19 protein-coding genes are annotated in these 18,661 nt (G+C 59.2%); 4 read left to right on the top strand and 15 right to left on the bottom strand.

All coding sequences use genetic code 11. The features are described from left to right. Positions 1 to 63: 63 nt before the first annotated feature. Positions 64 to 537: a tetratricopeptide repeat protein gene (locus tag J7413_RS15720; protein ID WP_209099907.1), complete on the top strand. Its 474-nt coding sequence runs from the start codon at positions 64 to 66 to the stop codon at positions 535 to 537. Positions 538 to 604: 67 nt separating this feature from the next. Here the strand turns inward: J7413_RS15720 and dctP are convergent, their stop codons facing one another. The 11 genes from dctP to uxaC all read right to left on the bottom strand — a co-directional run bounded on the left by dctP (position 605) and on the right by uxaC (position 12,483). After that, positions 605 to 1,663 (bottom strand): TRAP transporter substrate-binding protein DctP, encoded by a 1,059-nt coding sequence (gene dctP, locus J7413_RS15715; protein WP_209099905.1) that lies wholly within the window; start codon positions 1,661 to 1,663, stop codon positions 605 to 607. Positions 1,664 to 1,698: 35 nt separating this feature from the next. Beyond that, positions 1,699 to 3,195 (bottom strand): TRAP transporter large permease, encoded by a 1,497-nt coding sequence (locus J7413_RS15710; RefSeq protein WP_209099903.1) that lies wholly within the window; start codon positions 3,193 to 3,195, stop codon positions 1,699 to 1,701. Next, complete coding sequence (locus J7413_RS15705; RefSeq protein ID WP_209099901.1) at positions 3,195 to 3,782, bottom strand: TRAP transporter small permease subunit; 588 nt, start codon at positions 3,780 to 3,782, stop codon at positions 3,195 to 3,197. The genes J7413_RS15710 and J7413_RS15705 overlap by 1 nt, the downstream gene beginning before the upstream one ends. Before the next feature lie 109 nt (positions 3,783 to 3,891). Then, the gene (locus tag J7413_RS15700) at positions 3,892 to 4,668 is read right to left on the bottom strand and encodes a DeoR/GlpR family DNA-binding transcription regulator (RefSeq protein WP_209099899.1); all 777 of its coding nucleotides are present in this window, start codon (positions 4,666 to 4,668) and stop codon (positions 3,892 to 3,894) included. A 157-nt stretch (positions 4,669 to 4,825) separates the two neighbouring features. Then, positions 4,826 to 5,476, bottom strand: coding sequence for an ABC transporter ATP-binding protein (locus J7413_RS15695; RefSeq protein WP_209099897.1), 651 nt, complete (start codon positions 5,474 to 5,476; stop codon positions 4,826 to 4,828). A 3-nt stretch (positions 5,477 to 5,479) separates the two neighbouring features. Then, positions 5,480 to 6,247, bottom strand: a complete 768-nt coding sequence (locus tag J7413_RS15690; RefSeq protein WP_209099895.1) for an ABC transporter permease — start codon at positions 6,245 to 6,247, stop codon at positions 5,480 to 5,482. 9 nt (positions 6,248 to 6,256) lie between these two features. Then, positions 6,257 to 7,447: a hypothetical protein gene (locus J7413_RS15685; RefSeq protein WP_209099893.1), complete on the bottom strand. Its 1,191-nt coding sequence runs from the start codon at positions 7,445 to 7,447 to the stop codon at positions 6,257 to 6,259. Between the two features lie 128 nt (positions 7,448 to 7,575). After that, positions 7,576 to 8,844, bottom strand: a complete 1,269-nt coding sequence (locus tag J7413_RS15680) for a hypothetical protein (RefSeq protein ID WP_209099885.1) — start codon at positions 8,842 to 8,844, stop codon at positions 7,576 to 7,578. Positions 8,845 to 8,854: 10 nt separating this feature from the next. Beyond that, complete coding sequence (locus tag J7413_RS15675; protein ID WP_209099883.1) at positions 8,855 to 9,559, bottom strand: SDR family oxidoreductase; 705 nt, start codon at positions 9,557 to 9,559, stop codon at positions 8,855 to 8,857. Then, on the bottom strand, positions 9,552 to 10,295 hold the full coding sequence (locus J7413_RS15670) for a 2-C-methyl-D-erythritol 4-phosphate cytidylyltransferase (RefSeq protein WP_209099881.1): 744 nt from the start codon (positions 10,293 to 10,295) through the stop codon (positions 9,552 to 9,554). The genes J7413_RS15675 and J7413_RS15670 overlap by 8 nt, the downstream gene beginning before the upstream one ends. A gap of 772 nt (positions 10,296 to 11,067) precedes the next feature. Then, the gene (gene uxaC, locus J7413_RS15665; RefSeq protein WP_209099879.1) at positions 11,068 to 12,483 is read right to left on the bottom strand and encodes a glucuronate isomerase; all 1,416 of its coding nucleotides are present in this window, start codon (positions 12,481 to 12,483) and stop codon (positions 11,068 to 11,070) included. 399 nt (positions 12,484 to 12,882) lie between these two features. On the opposite strand from uxaC, the gene J7413_RS15660 reads away from it, so the two are divergent. Continuing rightward, the gene (locus tag J7413_RS15660) at positions 12,883 to 13,323 is read left to right on the top strand and encodes a hypothetical protein (RefSeq protein ID WP_209099877.1); all 441 of its coding nucleotides are present in this window, start codon (positions 12,883 to 12,885) and stop codon (positions 13,321 to 13,323) included. Positions 13,324 to 13,494: 171 nt separating this feature from the next. Next, positions 13,495 to 13,935: a hypothetical protein gene (locus J7413_RS15655; RefSeq protein WP_209099875.1), complete on the top strand. Its 441-nt coding sequence runs from the start codon at positions 13,495 to 13,497 to the stop codon at positions 13,933 to 13,935. Between the two features lie 43 nt (positions 13,936 to 13,978). Here J7413_RS15655 and J7413_RS15650 read toward each other — a convergent pair whose 3' ends face one another. The 4 genes from J7413_RS15650 to J7413_RS15635 form a co-directional block, all read right to left on the bottom strand. Beyond that, positions 13,979 to 15,349 carry a glutamate--cysteine ligase gene (locus tag J7413_RS15650; protein ID WP_209099874.1) on the bottom strand — a complete coding sequence of 457 codons (1,371 nt, stop codon included), beginning with the start codon at positions 15,347 to 15,349 and terminating at the stop codon, positions 13,979 to 13,981. A gap of 63 nt (positions 15,350 to 15,412) precedes the next feature. Next, positions 15,413 to 15,922, bottom strand: coding sequence for a hypothetical protein (locus J7413_RS15645; RefSeq protein ID WP_209099871.1), 510 nt, complete (start codon positions 15,920 to 15,922; stop codon positions 15,413 to 15,415). Positions 15,923 to 16,099: 177 nt separating this feature from the next. After that, complete coding sequence (locus tag J7413_RS15640; protein ID WP_209099869.1) at positions 16,100 to 16,948, bottom strand: GNAT family N-acetyltransferase; 849 nt, start codon at positions 16,946 to 16,948, stop codon at positions 16,100 to 16,102. Continuing rightward, on the bottom strand, positions 16,945 to 17,670 hold the full coding sequence (locus J7413_RS15635) for a 16S rRNA (uracil(1498)-N(3))-methyltransferase (protein WP_209099867.1): 726 nt from the start codon (positions 17,668 to 17,670) through the stop codon (positions 16,945 to 16,947). Before J7413_RS15635 ends, J7413_RS15640 begins: the two co-directional genes overlap by 4 nt. Positions 17,671 to 17,682: 12 nt before the next feature. On the opposite strand from J7413_RS15635, the gene ubiA reads away from it, so the two are divergent. Then, positions 17,683 to 18,648, top strand: a complete 966-nt coding sequence (gene ubiA, locus J7413_RS15630; protein WP_247743565.1) for a 4-hydroxybenzoate octaprenyltransferase — start codon at positions 17,683 to 17,685, stop codon at positions 18,646 to 18,648. Positions 18,649 to 18,661 lie beyond the last annotated feature (13 nt).

Raw genomic sequence — 18,661 nt, 5'->3', positions numbered from 1 at the left:
AAGCGGGCTCCCATACGCGGGCGCACACGTGAGAGCGCCAAGAACTGCGATGAGGGAGAAAGAATGAAACGCTTTGTTTTTGCTGCACTTTTGGCCAGCACCACACCCGTTTTGGCCGAGATCGAGACCGGCCGGGATTACATGGATGCCAAAGAGTACACCAAAGCGATGCAGGAGCTTCTGCCCGCTGCCAACAGCGGCAATGCGGAAGCCGAAGAATTGATTGGCGTGATGTACGCGCTTGGGCTGGGGGTGGAGCGTGATGACGTCCGTGCTTTTGAGTGGTACCTGCGCGCCTCGCTCAAGGGCCACGCCGGCGCTCAGAGCGGCATCGGCTGGTACTACGAAGTCGGCCGGGGCATGCCCGCGCCCGATCTCGTGCGCGCCTACATGTGGTACACACTTTCCGCGATCGGAGGCGATCCTGATGCGGCCATTTCCCTTGAGGAAGTGGTGAAAAAGATGACGGACGAGCAAATTCAAAAAGCCCATATTCTGGTGGATGACTACCGGACATGGCTCTATCCATTCCGGTGATTTTGGAGGTGACGGGCCATGCGCATACATCGCCAGCCCGACACCAATCTTTCGCTATATCAACGTCTTAGTTCAGGTCAGACGCCATACCCGCTTCGATATCCGCCTCTGCGTCGGCCACCGCAGCTGTCAGCGCGTCAAAGATCTCTTCGCCACCTTTCACGTTGCCTTTGAACCAGTCATAAACCGGCGCAGCAGCCTCTTTGAACGCTGCTTTTTCCGCAGGTGTCGGCACATAGAGATCCCCGCCACCGGCGACAAAATCCTCATAAGCTTTGATCGACTTACGCTTTGGTGAGGCAAAAGTGGCCTGCTGCAGCGCGGAGAAGCCATCCACAACCACGCGGCGCATGTCTTCAGGCATGCCAAGGAACTTCTGGTTGTTCATCCACCACAGCGCACCCATGTAGGCGTGCCCATCGAGCGTCACATATTGCAGACCTGCATCCGGGAATTTCATGCCCATGATGTCGGTGATGCCGTTTTTGGAGCCTTCCACCACACCAGTCTGAAAAGAGGTAAACAGCTCAGGCCATGGGATCGGAGTTGGGGAAGCACCCAGCGCCCGCACCAGCTCCTGCGGCAGGTCGGCCACCACGGTGCGGATCTTCAGGCCTTCCATATCAGATGGCGACGCCACGCGGCGTTTGGTGTTGGCAAAGTTGCGCCAGCCGCCGGTGTTGCCGATGGTCATCAGACGAATGCTGTCACCGGAATCCGCCAGCGCCATCTCGCGCATTTTGCGGGTGAAATCCCCCGCCAGCACGGTCTCTGCAATGCGGTCATTGGCCATCAGATACGGCAGGTCCAGCACCTGCACATAGGGGAAGATGCCCGACGCGCCGCCAGAGGTGGAGATGTAGACGTCAATCGTGCCGTCAGCCACACCCTGAAGGCATTCCGCCCCTTTGGAGCAGAGCTGCGTGCCGATGAACAACTCAACCTCGATGGCCCCGTTGGACGCGCTTTCCACGAAGTTTTTGAAGACCACGAGGCCGTCATAATCCTCGTCGTTTTCATTGGAGTTGGCGGTCGCGCGAATGGTGTAATCCGCCGCCTGCGCGGCGATTGCGCTGCTCGCGACCAGCGCGGCTGTCGCCACTGCTTTAAAGGTTTTGCTGAACATGTCTATCCTCCCTGATGTCGTTCAAGCGATTGATGTCACTGCACAAATCCCGTTAGTCTTGGTATTGTCATGGAAATGGCAGGCACATAGGTGATGAGGAAGATCACAAAGACCTCCACAGCGAGAAACGGCAGGATCGCCTTGGCGATTGTCTCCACCCGTTCCCCGGAAACCGAACTGGCCACAAACAGCACGAGCCCCATCGGCGGCGTCGCCAGACCAACGGTCAGGTTGACGCTCATGATGATTGCGAAATGCACCGGATGCACACCCAGATCGACAAAGATCGGCCCTAAGATTGGCCCCAGAATGATGATCGCCGGACCCGCATCCAGAAACATGCCCACCGCAAACAGCAGCACGTTGATCAGGAACAGCAGCACCAGCGGATTTTCTGACAGGCCAAGGATAAAGCCCGCCATGGTCTCCGGCGCATGGCTCAGGGACACCACAGTCTTAAAAGCCACCGCCGCCCCCACCAAAAGCAGCACGGTCGCGCTTGCCAGCCCCGCGCGCATCAGAATGCCCGGCAGGTCGCGCACCTTCAGCAGACGCAGAATGAACAGCCCGACAACCAGCGCATAGCCCACGGCGACAGCGGAGGCCTCGGTCGGGGTGAAAACACCCACCAGAATGCCGCCCAGAATGATGATCGGCGTTTGCAGCGGCACCACCGCCTTTTTGCAGATGATACGGAAATCCGCGCTCACCGTCCTGCGAATGCGCAGCAGGATCACATGGGCAATCGGCAGAAAGACAAGGAACACCAGCCAGCCGTTTACCGCGATCACCGTACCGGAGGCCGCCAGAACGGCGCTGATCGCCGCATAAATCCCAAACAGCACACCGGCAAAATTGATCCGTAGCAGCACAAAGCTGAATGCCGCTTCGGTCTTGCTGATGGTCTGCCCGGCGGTCACGATCCGCTCCGCCTTGGGCAGATCATATTTATCCGCCATCAGGCGCACCATCACCATCAGGCCGACGCCCACCAGCACGCCCGGCACGATCCCCGCAAGGAACAGCGCGGCCACGCTCTCGCCCATCACATAGGCGTAGATGATCATGATACCCGAGGGCGGAATGATCGGCCCGATCACCGAACTTGCCGCGGTGATCGCCGCCGCAAATTTGCGCGAATAGCCGTTCTTTTCCATCGCTGGTATGAGCGTGGACCCCAGCGCCGACGTGTCCGCCACAGCCGATCCCGACAGGCCCGCGAATAGGATCGAGGACAGGATGTTCACATGCGCCAGCCCCCCGCGCAGATGCCCCATCAAGGCTTGGGAAAACTCCACCAGCCGCGTGGTGATCCCGCCCCGGTTCATCAACTCACCTGCGAGCACGAAAAACGGCAACGCCATCAACGGAAAACTGTCCATCCCATTGTAAACATTGCGATAGAGCAGCGCGATGTCACGCTCCTGCCCATTGAGCCAGAGCAGCAGACCCGGCGACAGCAGCAGTGCAAAAAACACCGGCAGGCCGATCATCAGAAAGATCAGGAAAAGCGGTAGAAAAAACGCCAGCATCAGTCCGCCGCCCCCATGGCCATTGCAAATTCATCGGTGTCAGGAAGCTCAGTCTCCGGGCTGATCAGCGCCATAATCGTGCGCAGGATCAGCTCAACCGTGATCACGCTCAGCATCACCGCGCAAAACAGCAACGAGCCATACATATAGCGCAGCTTGATCTTGAAACCCTCGCCGCCAATCCACTCCAGCGGCACACGCAGCGAGGAGCTGTCAAAGTTGCCACCAAACCCAAATGTATGCGCCTGCCCGTGCTGAACCGCGATCATCAGCACCGCAAATGAGAAACACAAAAGCACCAGATTGAGCACCAGCCCCGGCACCCGCGACAGCATATTGGGCAGCGTATCAATCGCCACAAACCCGCCCCAGCGCATCGCCGAAGGCGCCATCAGCCCAACCAGCCACAACATCAGGAATCGCGCCGCCTCATCCGGCCAGGCCAAGGCGTTGTTCAGCACATAACGGCAGAAAACCTGTGTCAGAATCACGATGACCATCAGCGCCAGCGCCAAGGCACCCAACCGCCTGCACAGGCGCAAAATGTGGGTATTCACCCACGCCAAAGGCCGCAAGACCAACATCATTGCGATATATCCTCCCAAAAATATCGCGCCGAAACCACTTTTCTATCGAAAGTAATTTCGTTTTTTTCGATTAGGTCACAAAACGAAGCTACACGTCAACCCATTTGACTCACACCGCCACCACAAAGCCTACACCATGAGCCGCAGCGAGTGCTCCCATCTCCGGATCAAACTGCGCATCGGTCACCAGCGAATTCACATCCGCCAGCGTGCCAAAAGACACCGGTGCGAAGCTTCCAAACTTGGAGCTGTCCAGCGCCAGGATCACGTTGCGCGCACTGGAAATAATCGCGGCGCTGACCGCGCTTTCCTCCAGATCATAGTCCACAAGATCTCCGTCCCGCCCCATGGCCGCAGCTCCGACAACGGCAATGTCGGCGCGAAATTTGCGGATGAAATCAACCGCTGCGGCCCCAAGAATGGCGCCATCCGCGCCCCGCACAACACCGGCCGGGATCATCACCTGAACGCCGGGAAACTCTCTTAAAATATTGGCAATATGCACAGAATCCACAACCACGCTCAGCCCGACATGGTGGCTCAGATGGCGGGCCACAGCCATGGTGGTGGTGCCCCCGTTGAGGATCACACTGGCATGGTTTGGGATTTGAGCGGCGATGGTGGCCCCGATTGCATCCTTCTCATCGCGCATGATTTCCTTGCGCACATCAAAGCCCGCATATTCCGTGCCCGCCGCCAGCGTCGCCCCACCGTGAAAGCGGATGATCTGGTTGTCCTCAGCCAGCATGGTCAGGTCTTTTCGGATGGTTTGCGGCGTGGTGTCGAGCCGCTCCGCCAGCTCCTCAACCATGGCGCGCCCGGCCTGTTTGAGCAGCTTCAGGATCTCTTCCTGACGGGCGCGGGTCTTGGCACGTGCCTTCATCATCTCCCCTCCATTTCTTTCGAGTCCTAATTCAAACCGAAAGAAACGCCAAGGAGGTTTCGCCCGCCAACGCGAAAACGGCGCGTTTTTCGCACCAAAACGAAACCAAAACCGCCCACAACGCATATGTTGCCAGGCCAAATCTCGTATTTTCTTTCGTTTAGCAGAAGCGCTTATAGTCCGCGATCAATGTGTTCAGATCATCATAATGATAAAGCTTGCCGCCATAAGCGAGCACACCCTCATCACAAAACTCACGGATCGTGCGTTCGGAATGGGAAATCATCACCACCCGCGAGTCTGTGATCCGCGCGCGCAGCGCCTGCTCGCTTTTCTTGCGAAACCGCTGGTCGCCCACAGCAGTGATTTCATCCACCAGATAGCAGTCAAAGCGGATCGCCAATGAAAGCCCAAAGGCAAGGCGCGCCTTCATCCCACTGGAATAGGTCTCAATGGGCAGATCCAGCGAGGGCCCGAGTTCGGCAAACTCCTGCACCTCTGCCAGCACCTGCTCTGTATCACAGCCATAGACCCGCGCGACAAATCGCACATTCTCCACGCCGGTCATCAAGCCGTTGAAGCCTTTGGAAAACCCCATAGGCCAGCTGACCTTTTCGCTGCAACGCACCGTGCCGGATGTGGGCGGCTCAATCCCGGCAATCATCCGCATCATGGTGGATTTGCCTACGCCGTTGTGACCCATCAGCGCGATATTTTTGCCCTCGGCAAACTGATAACTGGCGTCCTCCAGAATGCGTTTGTGCACCCCTTTGACGTGATAATCCTTGCTCACATGCTCAAAGGCGATCATCGCTCACGCCCTTTGTTTGCGGGTGATCCGCTCTGCAAACAACGCGATGATCACCAGAGTGGCGGCCAGCGACAGCGGATAGGCGATGTTGAGCACATCACTGCGATAATTGGTGTAAAACCCCTCCCGCGTCCATTCCACAATGTGCAACAGCGGGTTCCATTTCAGCACCGCCACCGCCTCCGGCGGCAGGGTTGACGGAATGTAGAACACCCCCGACAGAAAGAACAAGGGCCGCGCGATCAGCTTTTCGACGTGCTGCCACGCCTGGGTGCGCTGATACAGCAGCGCATTGATCGCGCCCACGCCAAAACCTAAAAAGCACGTAGTGCCAAAGGCATAGATCAGTCTTTCAGGATGCGCTGGCAGCTCCGCCCAGCCCATCGCCATCAGCCCGCCATAGACCAGCGCATTGATCACCAGAAAGGTCAGCGCAATCAGCGTGAGCCGCGCAAACAGCGTGTCCGGCTCTTTGATCATCGGGTAGCTCAACAGCGATTTGTTGGTGGTAAACGCCCGCATCAGCGACACAGAAAGCTTGTTATACAGGTCCAGTGTCAACACAGCGGTGGCAAAAAACAGCGCCAGCGACGCCCCAAACGGGGCCTGCCGCCCGATCAGGTAAAACAGCCCGACCATAAAACCGACCGAAATCACCGGCTGCGCAATCGCCCACAGATACCCCACGTGCGACGTGCCAAACGTCATGCGCGTTTCCCGCAGCGTCAGCGACGCCACCACCCGCATTTGCAGCCAGATCGCCTGCAGCATTGCCTGCCCTCACCGCATGTGATCGCGCACGGCATAGCCGACGAGGGCGGCAATCGCCCAAAACGCAAAGGCCGCAGCAGCAATCAGCAAAAAGTCCCGCAAGCGCAGCGGATAGGCCGGCTCACTTGGTGCAAAGGGGCGGGTGAACACGCCAAGGTAACGCTGCTGGCGATCCGCATCCAGCCGCGCCGCCTCAAGCGATGTCATGGCAGAGGCATAGGTCTGCTCAGCAAATTGCTTTTCAATCTGCAACGCCTCATAGCCCGCCAGCGTCTCAGCGGTTTTGGCATTGGCGGCCTGCCCCGCGGCCCCAATCAGATTGCGCCGCTCGGCAATCTGCTGGCGATAGGCTCTGGCTTGCCGGTTGAGCTGTTTCAGAATGGGCGAATTTTCCCCCACCGATCCGGCCACCTCATCAATTTGAGATTGCACTTTGACCAATTTCGTTTCCAACGAGGACAAAAGCTCCGCGTCCAGCTGTGCATTGGCCATCGGGTCAACCGTGCCGCTTTCGGTGCGAAAGGCGACCAGCTGCAAGCTGACGGCGCGCAGCCGCTCTTCGGCGCGGGCCACCTCATCGGCGGCAAACTGCACCGAATCCCGGCGCGCAGCTTCAGACAGCTCATTCACCAAACGATCGGCCGCCGCCAAAGCACTGCGCGCCACGCGCACCGCTGTGCCCGGATCAAAGGCCTGCACCTCAAAGCTCACGATGCCGGTGGTGCTGTCAAAACTCGTGCTGATGCGCCACTGCCAATAGTCCACCATATCCTCAAAACTGCTCTCCACCCCAAGGCGGGCAATCAGGTCAATATGGTCCTGCGAATAATGCCCCCGCAGGTTCAGCTCCTCATCAATTTCCCGCAGAAGATCCGGGCTTTCCAGATAGTTGCGCACCACGTAGCTGTCAGAATTGTTGGCACCACTCGCCGGAAACCCGGTGACAGACGCCATCAGATCAGGTGTGCCGCCCCCATCCAGGGATCGGATCACAAAGCTCGCACTGGCCGCGTAACGATCTGTCGCAACAAAACCGAAATAGCTCCCAGCCAGGGCAACGGGCAAAACAAACAGCGCCAGAAAAGACAACATGAGCCCCCAGCGGCGGCGGCCCCGCGGCACAGCCTTCGGCCCCGCCCGCACAACGCCCAGCGGGCCCTCAGACACCGGCACAGGTTTCAGCACTTTGATCTCAGCCATTCTGTCCCTTTCTGCCCCCTGTGGCAGCGGTGCCCGCCTCAAGGCCCCCGTGATCATCCCCCAGTCTAGCCCGCAAGGGTTTACGAATTGTCAGCAGCTCCGCAGCGCGCTTGTCACTGGCCATCACGTCAGCCCATCTGTCCGCGCCAGAACGGATCCTGGCGCACATAGTTCACCAGCCAACCACGCGCAGCGGCGGCTGATCCCTCTGCCAATTCTGACGCGCTCCAGCCAAAAACATGGGCCCGATGGGCGGCATCCACCTCTGCGGCGTCCGCCAGATACCGGGCCATCACGCGCCCGACATCGCCCCCCGGCAACAGCGCCTTGCGCAGATAAAGCCGGGCAATCTCATGCGGCACCGTCTCTTCGCGCGCCATCACCAGATGCCGGATGCGGTGCTTCAGAAAAATCGCCTCCATGCCAGAGACATCACAAATGCCCAGCGCCACCGGCACGGGCACGGACACCGAGCTCTTGCATGCCAAAGTCAGCCGCTGCCCACGCTGAAGCGCGCAGGCCAGTCGCAATGGCGGGCTGGCCTCCTGCAGCATCACCGAAACCTGCAATCCGGCCTGCCTCAGCAGGCGCACCCCCGCCATGAAGCGCCCGATGATCGCGGGCCGCAAAAGCCCCAGATAGGGATGCGGTTTGATCACAACCCGCTCCAGGCGCAGCGCCTGTGCCGCCTGCACCACCGCGTCAAACCCACGTTGCGCCTCAATGGAGCTGTGATTGTCCGCCTGCCCGCCAAACCCTTCCCAGGTGGGCGCATAGAAAATCGCCGGATCCGCATCTGTGGCACGGGCTGCGCGGATCTCTGGCAGGGTTTGCACAAATGTGTCCCCCATCATCACCAACCGGCCCCTGTCCACATCATCGGCGGTGAAAATCCCCGCCTTCAGATAGCGATCGCGCGCCAGTGGCCCTGCGATGGACACATAGTCATAAATCCGCGCCGCCGGGCGCATGGAGGCACCCTTGTTGCTTTCCCCATGCAGCGTCAGCACGTGGCGCACATCCCGTTTTGTCACCGTTTGCAGGTTTGACCGTGCATTGAAGGGGTAAAACACCACGCCATTTGTGGCGACAGGCAGCGCCGCCGCCCGCCCCTTGATCCAGCGAATGTCCAGCTCTCGGGGCAACCGGCCCAATGCACGCTGTATCTGGCTCATCGGCTTCTGGCGCAGCAGCAAAGGCGTCGACGCCACCCCAAACGCACCGCTTGCAAAAAACGGGCGGATCTGGCTCACCGCAGACAGCACAGGGCTGTCCAGATACACCGCCTGATCTGGCAATCGGCTGGTGTCATCCGCACGGTGCACAGCACGGACAGCCTGCGCAGACGCCGCCGCCCCTGCCGAAACGGTTTTCTGTCGCTCTGAGTTACGCGTCACCAGCATCCAACTACAGACGCACCACCAGGTTTTCGCTCATCAGCATCTTGCCAGCAGGCGAAGACATCATCGCAATCACATCTGCCACATGTTCCGGCTGCATGATCGTGCTCGGATCTTCATCCGGCGCCAGCGTCTTGCGCAGATCGGTCGCGCAGCGCCCCGGCGACAGGCAGACCACATCAATCCCATAAGGCGCCAGCTCTTCGCGCATCACTTCCGACATATTGATCACCGCCGCCTTAGAGGTGGAATAGCTCATCCAGCCAGAGCGCCCGCCAATCCCGGCGGTCGAGGCGATATTGATCACTTTCTCCAGCGGATGGCTGCGCAGCAGCGCCTCCTGCACAAAGCGGAAGGGTGCATACAGATTGATCTGCATCGTGCGTTCAAAATCTGCCATCCGAGTTTCATTGATCGACGCAGGCTTGGTGAAGCCCGCGTTGTTCACAATGGTGGACACGGCGATGTTTTCCGTCTCAAGCCGATCAAACACCGCTGAAACGGCATCCGGGTCGGCCAGATCCACCTCAATGGACACCACCTGCCGGTTGCCCGCCAGCGCCCGCACTTCAGCCAGGGCACTGTCAAAATACTCTGAGGCGCGCGCCACCATCACGATGCAATCCACATCATCCATGCCGCGGGCAAACCGCCGTGCGGTGGCCAGCCCAATGCCCTTGGATGCGCCAGTGATCAAAACGGATTTAGCCATGCGCAAAGGCCTTTCTGTTGCTATGAAAGCCCTTCATCATCTCTTGGGCGATAACAAAGTCCTCCGGTGTGGTGACCTTGCGATTGCGGCTGAAGCCTTCAAGAGCTTGCACGGGCTGGCCGGTCATCTCCACCACCATCACCGTGTCCTCGTTGTAGGCAGCCCCCGCCGCACGCGCCGCAGCATGGGCTTCACGCAGCGTGCTACGGTCAAACTTCTGCGGCAACTGGATGTCAAACACCTTCTCGCGTGACACGCCGCGCTGCACCAGACGCGTTTCGCTGTCGATGCGACACATGGAAAAAGCGATGGCATGGCAATAGCCCGCGTTCTGCGCTTCACAGGTGATCAGCTTTTCCAGCATCTCAGGGTTCAGAAACGGGCGCGCCGCCTCATGCAGCACAACCTGTGCGTGGCGCGCCGCCTCAACCAAGGCAGCGCAGCTCTCCTGTCGTGTCTGCCCCGCTGGCACCACCTGAAATGGCACACTGCCGCAATAGGCCTCCATGATCTGCCGCGTACGGGCCTCATAACCTGCCGGCGCGTTGATCAAAATCTCTGCCACATAGGGCGACCGCACAGCCGCGATCAGCGAATGTGCCAGCATGGGGTGACCGGCGAGTTTATAAAATTGTTTGGGTTCGTGGTGTTCAGCCCGCGCACCCACACCACCAGACAGCAACAGAAAGGACACCTGGGGCGTGCGTTGAGGGCGTGTGAGCGGATGCAAATTCATGACGGATGGCCATGTGACGTTTGCGTGGCGAATGAGAGCTGCACACGATCCGCATGCGGTCCCATATTGGCTGGACAAACACCTTTCAGGGCGCGACCCGGTGCCTGTACCCGGGTCTGCCTGAAGTCAGCGTTCTCAACGTCTGTATCCATTTTGGTCGTCAACTTTCTGTATCGCGCCCAACGGGCGTAACCCAATGGTACAAATGGACTTTTTCCATTGCCGCCGCGTGCACTTCTGTGCGGTGGCGATCCCGAAGCCATTTCTTGGCTCCGTGACCCTATTTTTTGCCAAAGTGGTTACCGAACTGATAACGCCAGCGCGCTTTATGGGGCACAGCACTGCGGCCGCCGCTCTCCTCTGTGCGCCCCAAACAGAAAGCGCTTAAGGTGACGCAGGCTTCGGCCCCACCACAAACAGCCCTGCGCGCGCGTCTTCCTGGATCGACTTCGGCGCATTCACGGCAATTTTCTTCTTATTTTTATGGGGTTTTGCCCAAAAAACCACGCATACCCATGCCTCATGCGCACCACGGTCAGGCGCAGAAATATCCCAGCCTGCCTGCCCCGGAACCGCGCCAATTTCCTAACTGCCGGTAACCGAAAAGCTATCAATTTGAAGGAAAAACGCGGCGGGGGCGACATGGTTTTTGTGCGCCTCACGCCAGCCGCCCCGGAATCGGGGCAGACACGCGGGTTGGTGTGCAGAATCACGCCACACCGCGCGACACACACGGGCAAAAAGAAAGCCGCCTCATGAGGCGGCTTTCACATCACACAACTTTGCCAAGCTTGTAGGCATCAATCGCCAGATCGCGGCACAGCAGCCGCGCAATTTCATCCGCATCACTGCGCCCAAGCACCCCGCGCGAGCGCTGTTGCGACAGATGCAGGCTCACGCCTCGCCGCCACATGTCATGACGCGCCGGGATCGACATCAACGCACGTGTGTCATCATTGAAGCCCGCAAGGTTCCAATATCCGGCGGTCTCCACCACCTGATCCAAATAGCGCGCGATGCCATTGGCGCTGTCGTGGAACCGCCACGGCGCCCCCAGACGCAATGCCGGCCAGTGCCCCACCATGGGCGCCAACTCTCGGGCATAGGTGCTTTCATCCAGAGTGAACAAAAGAATGTTCATGTCGCGCACATTGCCCACACGGTTGAGCAACGCATCCATACCACGCACCCAATCGACCGGCACTGGCATATCCGCGCCCATGTTTGCGCCATAGGTCGCATAAAGCGATTTATTGGTGTTGCGCAAATTGCCCGCGTGAATCTGCATCACCAGGCCATCCTCCACAGACATCTGCGCCATTTCCGTCAGCATATGCCCGTAAAACACCTGTGTTTCTTTGGGCGTGATCGTGCCCGCCAGCGCCTTGGCAAACAGAGTGGCTGCGCGCTTTTCTGTCAAATGACACGTCATCAGCGCATCCACCACATGGTCCGTTGCGGTCGCGCCATTGGCCATGAAGTAAGCGCGGCGTTCCCGCAGCGCCTCCAAATAGCCTGTGAAGCTCTGCGTGTCTTCGCCCGTGATGTCACCCAACGCGGCGACATCGGCTGCAAAGTCTGGATGTTTGGGATCCAGCACTGAATCTGGTCGGAAAGTCGGTATGATCTTGCCACGCAGCTTCTGGCGCCGCGCCGCTTTGTGATGCGCCAAATCATCCAATGCGCTGTCTGTGGTCGCCAGCACCTCGATATTGAACGCCTGCAAAAGCGACTGCGGATACATCCGTGCGGATTTCAGCTCCGCATCAATCCGGTCATAGACCTGATCTGCTGTTTCCTCATTCAACGGCATCACCACGCCGAAAACATGGGCCAGCGCGCTGGAAATCCACATGTGGCTGGGGGTGCCGCGGAACTTGTGCCAGTGGCTTGCAAAAACCCGAAATATCGCGCGGGCATCACGCTGCTCTGGCGGCACTCCAATGCCCATATCCTCAGGGGATACACCATGGCTGTAAAGCATACGCACCACAAAACTGTCGGGAATGATCAGCAGCTCCGCCGGGTCCGCAAACGGGCGATTTTCGGAAAACCACTGCGGTTTGCAGTGCCCATGCGGAGAGACAATCGGGAGACTGCGCACTCCTTCATAGATGTCCAGCGCTGCCTCAGACAGGTTCAGGGTCGGCACATTGTGAATCGGCAATTGGATCACTGGATCATTCATCAAACTTTGTCTCTCTGCTAGTCGGCAGGGCATCTGCCGCATCGCCCGGAGCGGCAGATTGCATTTCACAACCCAATCACGCGCACACTGGCTCCCCCTAAAAACGCACATATTGATTGATGATCCGCTAATGCGTCCGGTTCGGTTTGCAGGAAATTCGCTTCGAATTTACCACAATTTCCTAAAAATCTGCCGACTGCCCCACACCAAACCAGACCTGTGTTCCAATACGCGCGGCTGAGCGTTTGCGCGTCGTTTTCCGACAGTATGAGTTGACGACATCACATGGGATGTGGCACGCCCGCAGCACCGCACCGAAGGGCGCCGCCAAAAGGTCGCAGGAACTTAACCTATCACGCCTATTGCACCGGTAGGGTCATGTGTTTCGGAACAAGCAATATGCCAACAACTATCAACATTTTCAAAGAGATCTCGGTCACCCATGTCACGCACTCAGGCGCGCTCACGATGCCAGAGCTGCGCGACGCCTGGAAAACCGTCTACGAAGATCCCGACTTCGAAGTGGGCATGAATGAAATCGTCGATTGCAGCGCCACCACCGCGTTTGACATCGGATTTGATGAAATGTTGGCCTTCGCAAAAGATTCCCAAGCCATTCATGCAGCGCGCCAAACCAAAATCACACTCATCATCATCGCCCCCAGCAACATGTCCAGCAAAGTTGCCGACATGTTCACAGATCTCGCCGCGGCCGTGGATCATGGCAATGATCTGGTGATTGTTCAGGGCTATCCGGAAGCGTTTGCGCTGTTGGATCTGTCCCCGGAAGACATCGCGCTGTTTCCCGCGTCCTGCCACACAGAATCGCACCTGCTCTAGCGCGGCACCTAAGCGGCACTTGCGGCTCCATTCGCGACACCTTTATTCAGTCATAACATACTAAAATCGTTAAAAAATAATCCTGTCTCACTATCGTGAGTTCACACTCTTTACACTGTCGCGATACACTATTAGCGACAGCGCAAACGCTTATTGAAAACGTCTCAGCCCATGCCAATTCAAGACACCTTTCTGCCCGACGCGTCGCTTGTGTATCGTCGTTTCTCAGGGCACGTCACAATGGAAGAGCTCGGCCGCTCCACCGCTGAAATCCATCAGAACCCCGCCTTTGTGCCCGGAACGCATTCTGTGATCGACATGCTGGATATGGAGAGTTTTGACATCGGTTTTGATCAGATGCAGGCCTTCTCTCGGCTCACCCGCGAACGCCACGGCGCACGCGGTGCTGCGTTCTGCATGTTTGCGATCTATGACTCTGATCCGGGCCGCTGGCTGTCCGACATGTTCATTGCGCTCGCCGAAATGGATCCCGGCATGGTCACGGTGGAAGTTGTCAGTGGCTTTCACGAACTGCTCGCGGTTCTTGATCTGCCCGAAGACATGATCACGCTGTTCCCCAAGGATCGCCAAGACGACGCGCATCTGGGCTAGATCAGCCAAGAAAAAAGGCCCCCAAGGGGACCTCTTTCAATACTCAGTAGCTGTGTGCGGCGTATATCTTGCTCAGATCGCCATCCCATTCGCCATGGTACTGCGCCAGCAATTCATCCGCAGGCACCTGACCGCTCTCGACGCTTTCTTTCAGCGCGTTGAGGAAATGGGTCTCATCCGGCACCAGCCCTCCGGCCCCAGCCTGACCGCGCGCTTTCAGCCCCGCTTCTGAAATCGCCAGCACTTCGCGCGCCAGATCGTGCATGTTGATCTTGCCAACCTGCGCCTGCAGCGCCTGTTCGCTCGCCGCCACACGCAGCGCCTCACGGGTCTCCGCATCCCAGCCTTTGACCAGATCCCAGGCCGCATCCAGCGCGGATTGATCATACATCAGGCCAACCCAGAAAGCCGGCAAGGCGCACAGACGTCGCCATGGGCCACCATCGGCCCCGCGCATCTCCATGAATTTCTTGATCCGCGCCTCAGGGAAAGCGGTGGTCAGATGGTCCGCCCAGTCGCTCAGGGTTGGGGTTTCACCGGGCAATGCAGGCAGCTCGCCTTTGAGAAAGTCACGGAAGCTCATGCCCAGCGCATTGATGTATTTGCCATCGCGGTAGACAAAATACATCGGCACATCCAGCGCATATTGCACCCAGCGCTCAAAGCCAAAACCCTCTTCAAACACAAAGGGCAACATGCCCGTGCGCGCGTTATCCAGATTGCGCCAGACCAGACCCCGGGTGGATTTCACCCCATTGGGCTTGCCGTCCAGAAACGGCGAATTGGCAAACAGCGCATTAGCCACCGGCTGCAGCGCCAGCGCCACGCGCAGCTTCTGCACCATGTCCGCTTCGCTTGAGAAGTCGAGGTTCACCTGCACCGTGCAAGTGCGATACATCATGACCTTCCCCATGGTGCCCACGCGGTCCATGTAGTCGGTCATCAGCTTGTAACGCCCCTTGGGCATCACCGGCATCTCGTCATGGCTCCAGATCGGGGCAGAGCCCAGCCCGATGAAGCCCACGCCAATCTTGTCGGCGATGTCTTTCACATCCTTGAGGTGCTGATTCACCTCATCACAGGTCTGGTGAATGTTCTCCAGCGGCGCACCAGACAGCTCCAGCTGCCCCCCGGGCTCCAGGCTCACATTGGCCCCGTCTTTTTCCAGACCAATCAGCTTGCCGCCCTCTTCCAGAGGGGTCCAGCCATGGCCATCGCGCAGCCCTTCCAGCACCGCCAGAATAGAGCGTTCGCCCTCATATGGCAGGGGTTTCAGGCTGTCTTTGCAATAGCCAAATTTCTCATGCTCGGTGCCAATCCGCCAGTCTTCACGCGGCTTACAGCCGGAGCTGAGGTATTCAGCCAACTGGTCATGATGCTCGATCGGGCCGCCGCCGGACTGTGGAATGGACATGGCGTATGCTCTGCTCCTGAGACTGGTTTCAGGCGTCTGTGGTGGGGTTTTTTGCAGGCCGTGTCAATGCAGCCTGCGATCCTCTTTTGCCCAGATCACAACCGGGTGATCAGGCGCGGCCTTCAACTGCGCCAGCATATGTTCGGTCTTGATGCCCTCAAGGCTGGCAAAGGCGTCAAACAGCGCATCGCTCCCCGCGGCGTTCACAGGGATCTGCAAAGGCGCCTGCCCCGGCTGATACAGCGCCCAGACCGGCGGATGGCTGCGCCCATCCAGCACCACACGGCTGAGGCTGCGCATCGCCACGCTGCCGCCATTGAGCGGGCCAAAGTAAGCCACCTCGCCCTCATCCACCTGCACCACGCCGGGGCCACCCTGACCGTTGCGAAACCGCGCCCGCTGAATGCCGCTGACGATCAGCACAGCCCCGACGGCCACAAGCCCGATACCCAGCCATTTCAAGAGGCCAAAGCCGCTGGCCCACCACAGCCCAAGCAGCAAAACCGCCGCGCCCACCAAGGTCTCGCGCCACTGCACCAAAGCCTCCCGCGCTTCCGGTCGAAAGAAACTCATCATGTTCTCCTCATAGCCTTCGCCCGACGGAACCGTCGGGCAGCGCCCCATTGCCCGTCAGGGGCTTTTCGCAGAAAAGCTCCCGAGAGGGGGCCTCCCCACGGGAGGGCGCATTCGCTTCCTCCCAGGGTCAGGCGCGGCTCTTTCAACTCTTTGACGTGTGGATGAAATCTCATGTCACGCCATCTCCTCTTCATCCGCAAACAGCATCAATGAAAACGTTCCATCCCGCTGAAACCCAATAGCCTCATAGGCCCGCGCCGCAGCCGCACTGGCGGCAAACAGGATCGCCTGTGTCACGCCCCGCGCCTTGGCTTCCTCCAGATGCAAAGCCACCGCCCGCCGTGCCAGCCCCTGCCCGCGCGCCTCAGAAGGCGTGAACACCCCGCCAATCTGCACCGTATCTGGCAAGGTAGCGTTGAACCCGGTCATCGCCACCGGCACGCCGTCCTTGAGCAAAATCCGGTGGCTGTCCCGTTCGATGCATCCGGCAATATCGCGCGCGGCGATCTCAACACATTTGTGTTCTGGCGTGCCCAAAACCTCGCCGTGATAGACGGCTCGCCACGCAATGGCCAAGGCGCGGTGCGTCTCATCAAGCGGTACCAAGGCAAAGCCGTCGCACTCCGGCATCACCATCAGCGCCAAATCGAGCCTGTAGCCCGGTTCTCTTTCATTCAGAGACATCGGGCGCTCGCCCAAGCCCGTCGCCGCAAAAAACGCAGCCACCTGATCGCCTTCGCCAAGACAACCGATCAACGCACGGCCTTTGCAAAGCTCTGCTGCCGCCCGCCAATCATCCTCGGCGGCATCGGGCGCTTGCATCAGGATCATCCCGCCATTGGAGAGCGCAAAAAGCCCTTTGCGCCCATCACGCAGCGCCCAAATGCGCATGGCGCGTTCCGCTTGGCTGTTCAGCCCATGTTCCACAAGATTGCTCAGAAAAAACATCGAGCTCTGGATGTGCTCTCTCAGGAAAGCCTCCACCCATGCAAGATCACTCTGGTCAATCTCCCGCCAGCTCATCCCCAGTCCCCCAAGGCCTGCTGCCAAAGCGTCATCGCCGCCACCGCCGCTGTATCCGCACGCAAAATCCGAGGCCCAAGGCTCACCACATGGGCAAACGGCAAGGCCCGCAGCTTTGCCCGTTCCGCCGCGCTAAACCCGCCTTCTGGGCCAATCAGAATCGCCCAAGCGCCACCTTCAGAGGCTGCAAGCCGCTTGGCGCTGCCCACCTCTGTCTCGTCACAAAACATCAGTTGCCGCCCCTCGGGCCAATCCGCCAACAGCCGCTCCAGCTTGGTCAGCTCGGCCACCTCTGGCACATAGGTGCCACCACATTGCTCGGCCGCTTCTACCGCATGGGCCTGAAGCCGATCCTGCCGGATGCGCTCGCTGTTGGTGAAATCCGTGTTCACCGGCACAATCCGTGCCGCCCCCATCTCGGCGGCTTTTTCGACGATGAAATCCGTGCGCGCCTTTTTGATCGGGGCAAAACACAGCCACAGGTCCGGCGGCATCTGCAACGGCTTGGTCTGCGCCTCACACACCAGCTCGCCATTGCGCTTGTTGGCCACGGTAACAACACAGCGCCATTCGCCGTCCCGCCCGTTAAACAGCAGCACCGGATCATCCACCGCCATCCGCATCACCCCAAAAAGATAATGCGCCTGCTCTTTGGACAGAGGAATGGTTTGCCCTTCCCCCAGCCCCTGCTCTACATACAATCTGACTTTTGCCTGTTTCATAGGAACCTACATATGGCCGACACGCCCGCGAAGGAAGAACCAAAAGGTCAGGTCTCTGACGCCGTGCGCGGCAATTGGGTGGACCATCTCGCGCCGGCGTGGACGCGCCCCTACCTGCGCCTGTCGCGCGCCGACCGCCCGATTGGCACATGGCTCTTGCTGCTGCCCTGCTGGATGTCGCTTCTGCTCGCCATGCTCTGGGATGGGCAGGCCTCCTGGCACGATCTCTGGATCGCGCTTGGCTGCGCGCTTGGCGCTTTTCTCATGCGCGGCGCAGGCTGCACATGGAATGACATCACCGACCGCGAGTTTGACGCCCAAGTCGCCCGCACCCGTTCCCGCCCGATCCCCTCCGGTCAGGTCAGCGTCAAACAGGCGGCTGTCTGGATGGTGGCACAGGCCGTGATCGCCGCGCTGATCCTATTCAGTTTCAATGTGAATGCCATCCTCTTGGGCATCGCCTCCCTGATCCCCGTCGCCATCTATCCTTTTGCCAAACGCTTCACATGGTGGCCACAGGTGTTTCTGGGCCTCGCCTTCAACTGGGGCGCCCTTTTGGCGTGGACAGCCCACAACGGCACGCTCAATGCCCCCGCGGTGGTGCTCTATGTGGCAGGCATCGCCTGGACCTTGTTTTATGACACTATATACGCCCACCAAGACACCGAGGATGACGCCCTCATCGGCATCAAATCCACCGCACGTCTGTTTGGCGAAAACAGCCCGCAGTGGTTACAAGGCTTCCTGATCGCCACGGTGGCCCTGATGGGGTTGGCAACGCTCATGACCGCCCTGCCGCTCTCCCCTGTCGCCCTTGTCGTGGCGCTGATGGGGCCTGTCGCCATGGGCTGGCACATGCAGTGGCAGTTGCGGATGCTGCAAACCGATGATGCCGAACGCCTCGTCATGCTGTTCCGCTCCAACCGCGATGCAGGGCTCCTCCCTCTGCTGTTTTTCGCCACCGCCTTTTTCCTGTGATTGCAAGCGCGCG

The organism is Shimia sp. R10_1, assembly GCF_017744095.1.
Lineage (GTDB): Bacteria > Pseudomonadota > Alphaproteobacteria > Rhodobacterales > Rhodobacteraceae > Shimia.
The sequence above is the reverse complement of the archived record's forward strand: the minus strand, read 5'-3'. Positions and strand labels throughout refer to the sequence as shown.

What these genes read in the sequence shown, in the direction of transcription:
- J7413_RS15705 (WP_209099901.1), bottom strand. Translation starts at nt 3,782, where the DNA reads ATGATGTTGGTCTTGCGGCCTTTGGCGTGGGTGAATACCCACATTTTG.
- J7413_RS15710 (WP_209099903.1), bottom strand. Translation starts at nt 3,195, where the DNA reads ATGCTGGCGTTTTTTCTACCGCTTTTCCTGATCTTTCTGATGATCGGC.
- J7413_RS15685 (WP_209099893.1), bottom strand. Translation starts at nt 7,447, where the DNA reads ATGGCTGAGATCAAAGTGCTGAAACCTGTGCCGGTGTCTGAGGGCCCG.
- J7413_RS15655 (WP_209099875.1), top strand. Translation starts at nt 13,495, where the DNA reads ATGCCAATTCAAGACACCTTTCTGCCCGACGCGTCGCTTGTGTATCGT.
- J7413_RS15640 (WP_209099869.1), bottom strand. Translation starts at nt 16,948, where the DNA reads ATGAGCTGGCGGGAGATTGACCAGAGTGATCTTGCATGGGTGGAGGCT.
- J7413_RS15695 (WP_209099897.1), bottom strand. Translation starts at nt 5,476, where the DNA reads ATGATCGCCTTTGAGCATGTGAGCAAGGATTATCACGTCAAAGGGGTG.
- J7413_RS15650 (WP_209099874.1), bottom strand. Translation starts at nt 15,349, where the DNA reads ATGTCCATTCCACAGTCCGGCGGCGGCCCGATCGAGCATCATGACCAG.
- J7413_RS15690 (WP_209099895.1), bottom strand. Translation starts at nt 6,247, where the DNA reads ATGCTGCAGGCGATCTGGCTGCAAATGCGGGTGGTGGCGTCGCTGACG.
- J7413_RS15700 (WP_209099899.1), bottom strand. Translation starts at nt 4,668, where the DNA reads ATGATGAAGGCACGTGCCAAGACCCGCGCCCGTCAGGAAGAGATCCTG.
- J7413_RS15645 (WP_209099871.1), bottom strand. Translation starts at nt 15,922, where the DNA reads ATGAGTTTCTTTCGACCGGAAGCGCGGGAGGCTTTGGTGCAGTGGCGC.
- J7413_RS15720 (WP_209099907.1), top strand. Translation starts at nt 64, where the DNA reads ATGAAACGCTTTGTTTTTGCTGCACTTTTGGCCAGCACCACACCCGTT.
- ubiA (WP_247743565.1), top strand. Translation starts at nt 17,683, where the DNA reads ATGGCCGACACGCCCGCGAAGGAAGAACCAAAAGGTCAGGTCTCTGAC.
- J7413_RS15635 (WP_209099867.1), bottom strand. Translation starts at nt 17,670, where the DNA reads ATGAAACAGGCAAAAGTCAGATTGTATGTAGAGCAGGGGCTGGGGGAA.
- J7413_RS15660 (WP_209099877.1), top strand. Translation starts at nt 12,883, where the DNA reads ATGCCAACAACTATCAACATTTTCAAAGAGATCTCGGTCACCCATGTC.
- dctP (WP_209099905.1), bottom strand. Translation starts at nt 1,663, where the DNA reads ATGTTCAGCAAAACCTTTAAAGCAGTGGCGACAGCCGCGCTGGTCGCG.
- J7413_RS15675 (WP_209099883.1), bottom strand. Translation starts at nt 9,559, where the DNA reads ATGGCTAAATCCGTTTTGATCACTGGCGCATCCAAGGGCATTGGGCTG.
- J7413_RS15670 (WP_209099881.1), bottom strand. Translation starts at nt 10,295, where the DNA reads ATGAATTTGCATCCGCTCACACGCCCTCAACGCACGCCCCAGGTGTCC.
- uxaC (WP_209099879.1), bottom strand. Translation starts at nt 12,483, where the DNA reads ATGAATGATCCAGTGATCCAATTGCCGATTCACAATGTGCCGACCCTG.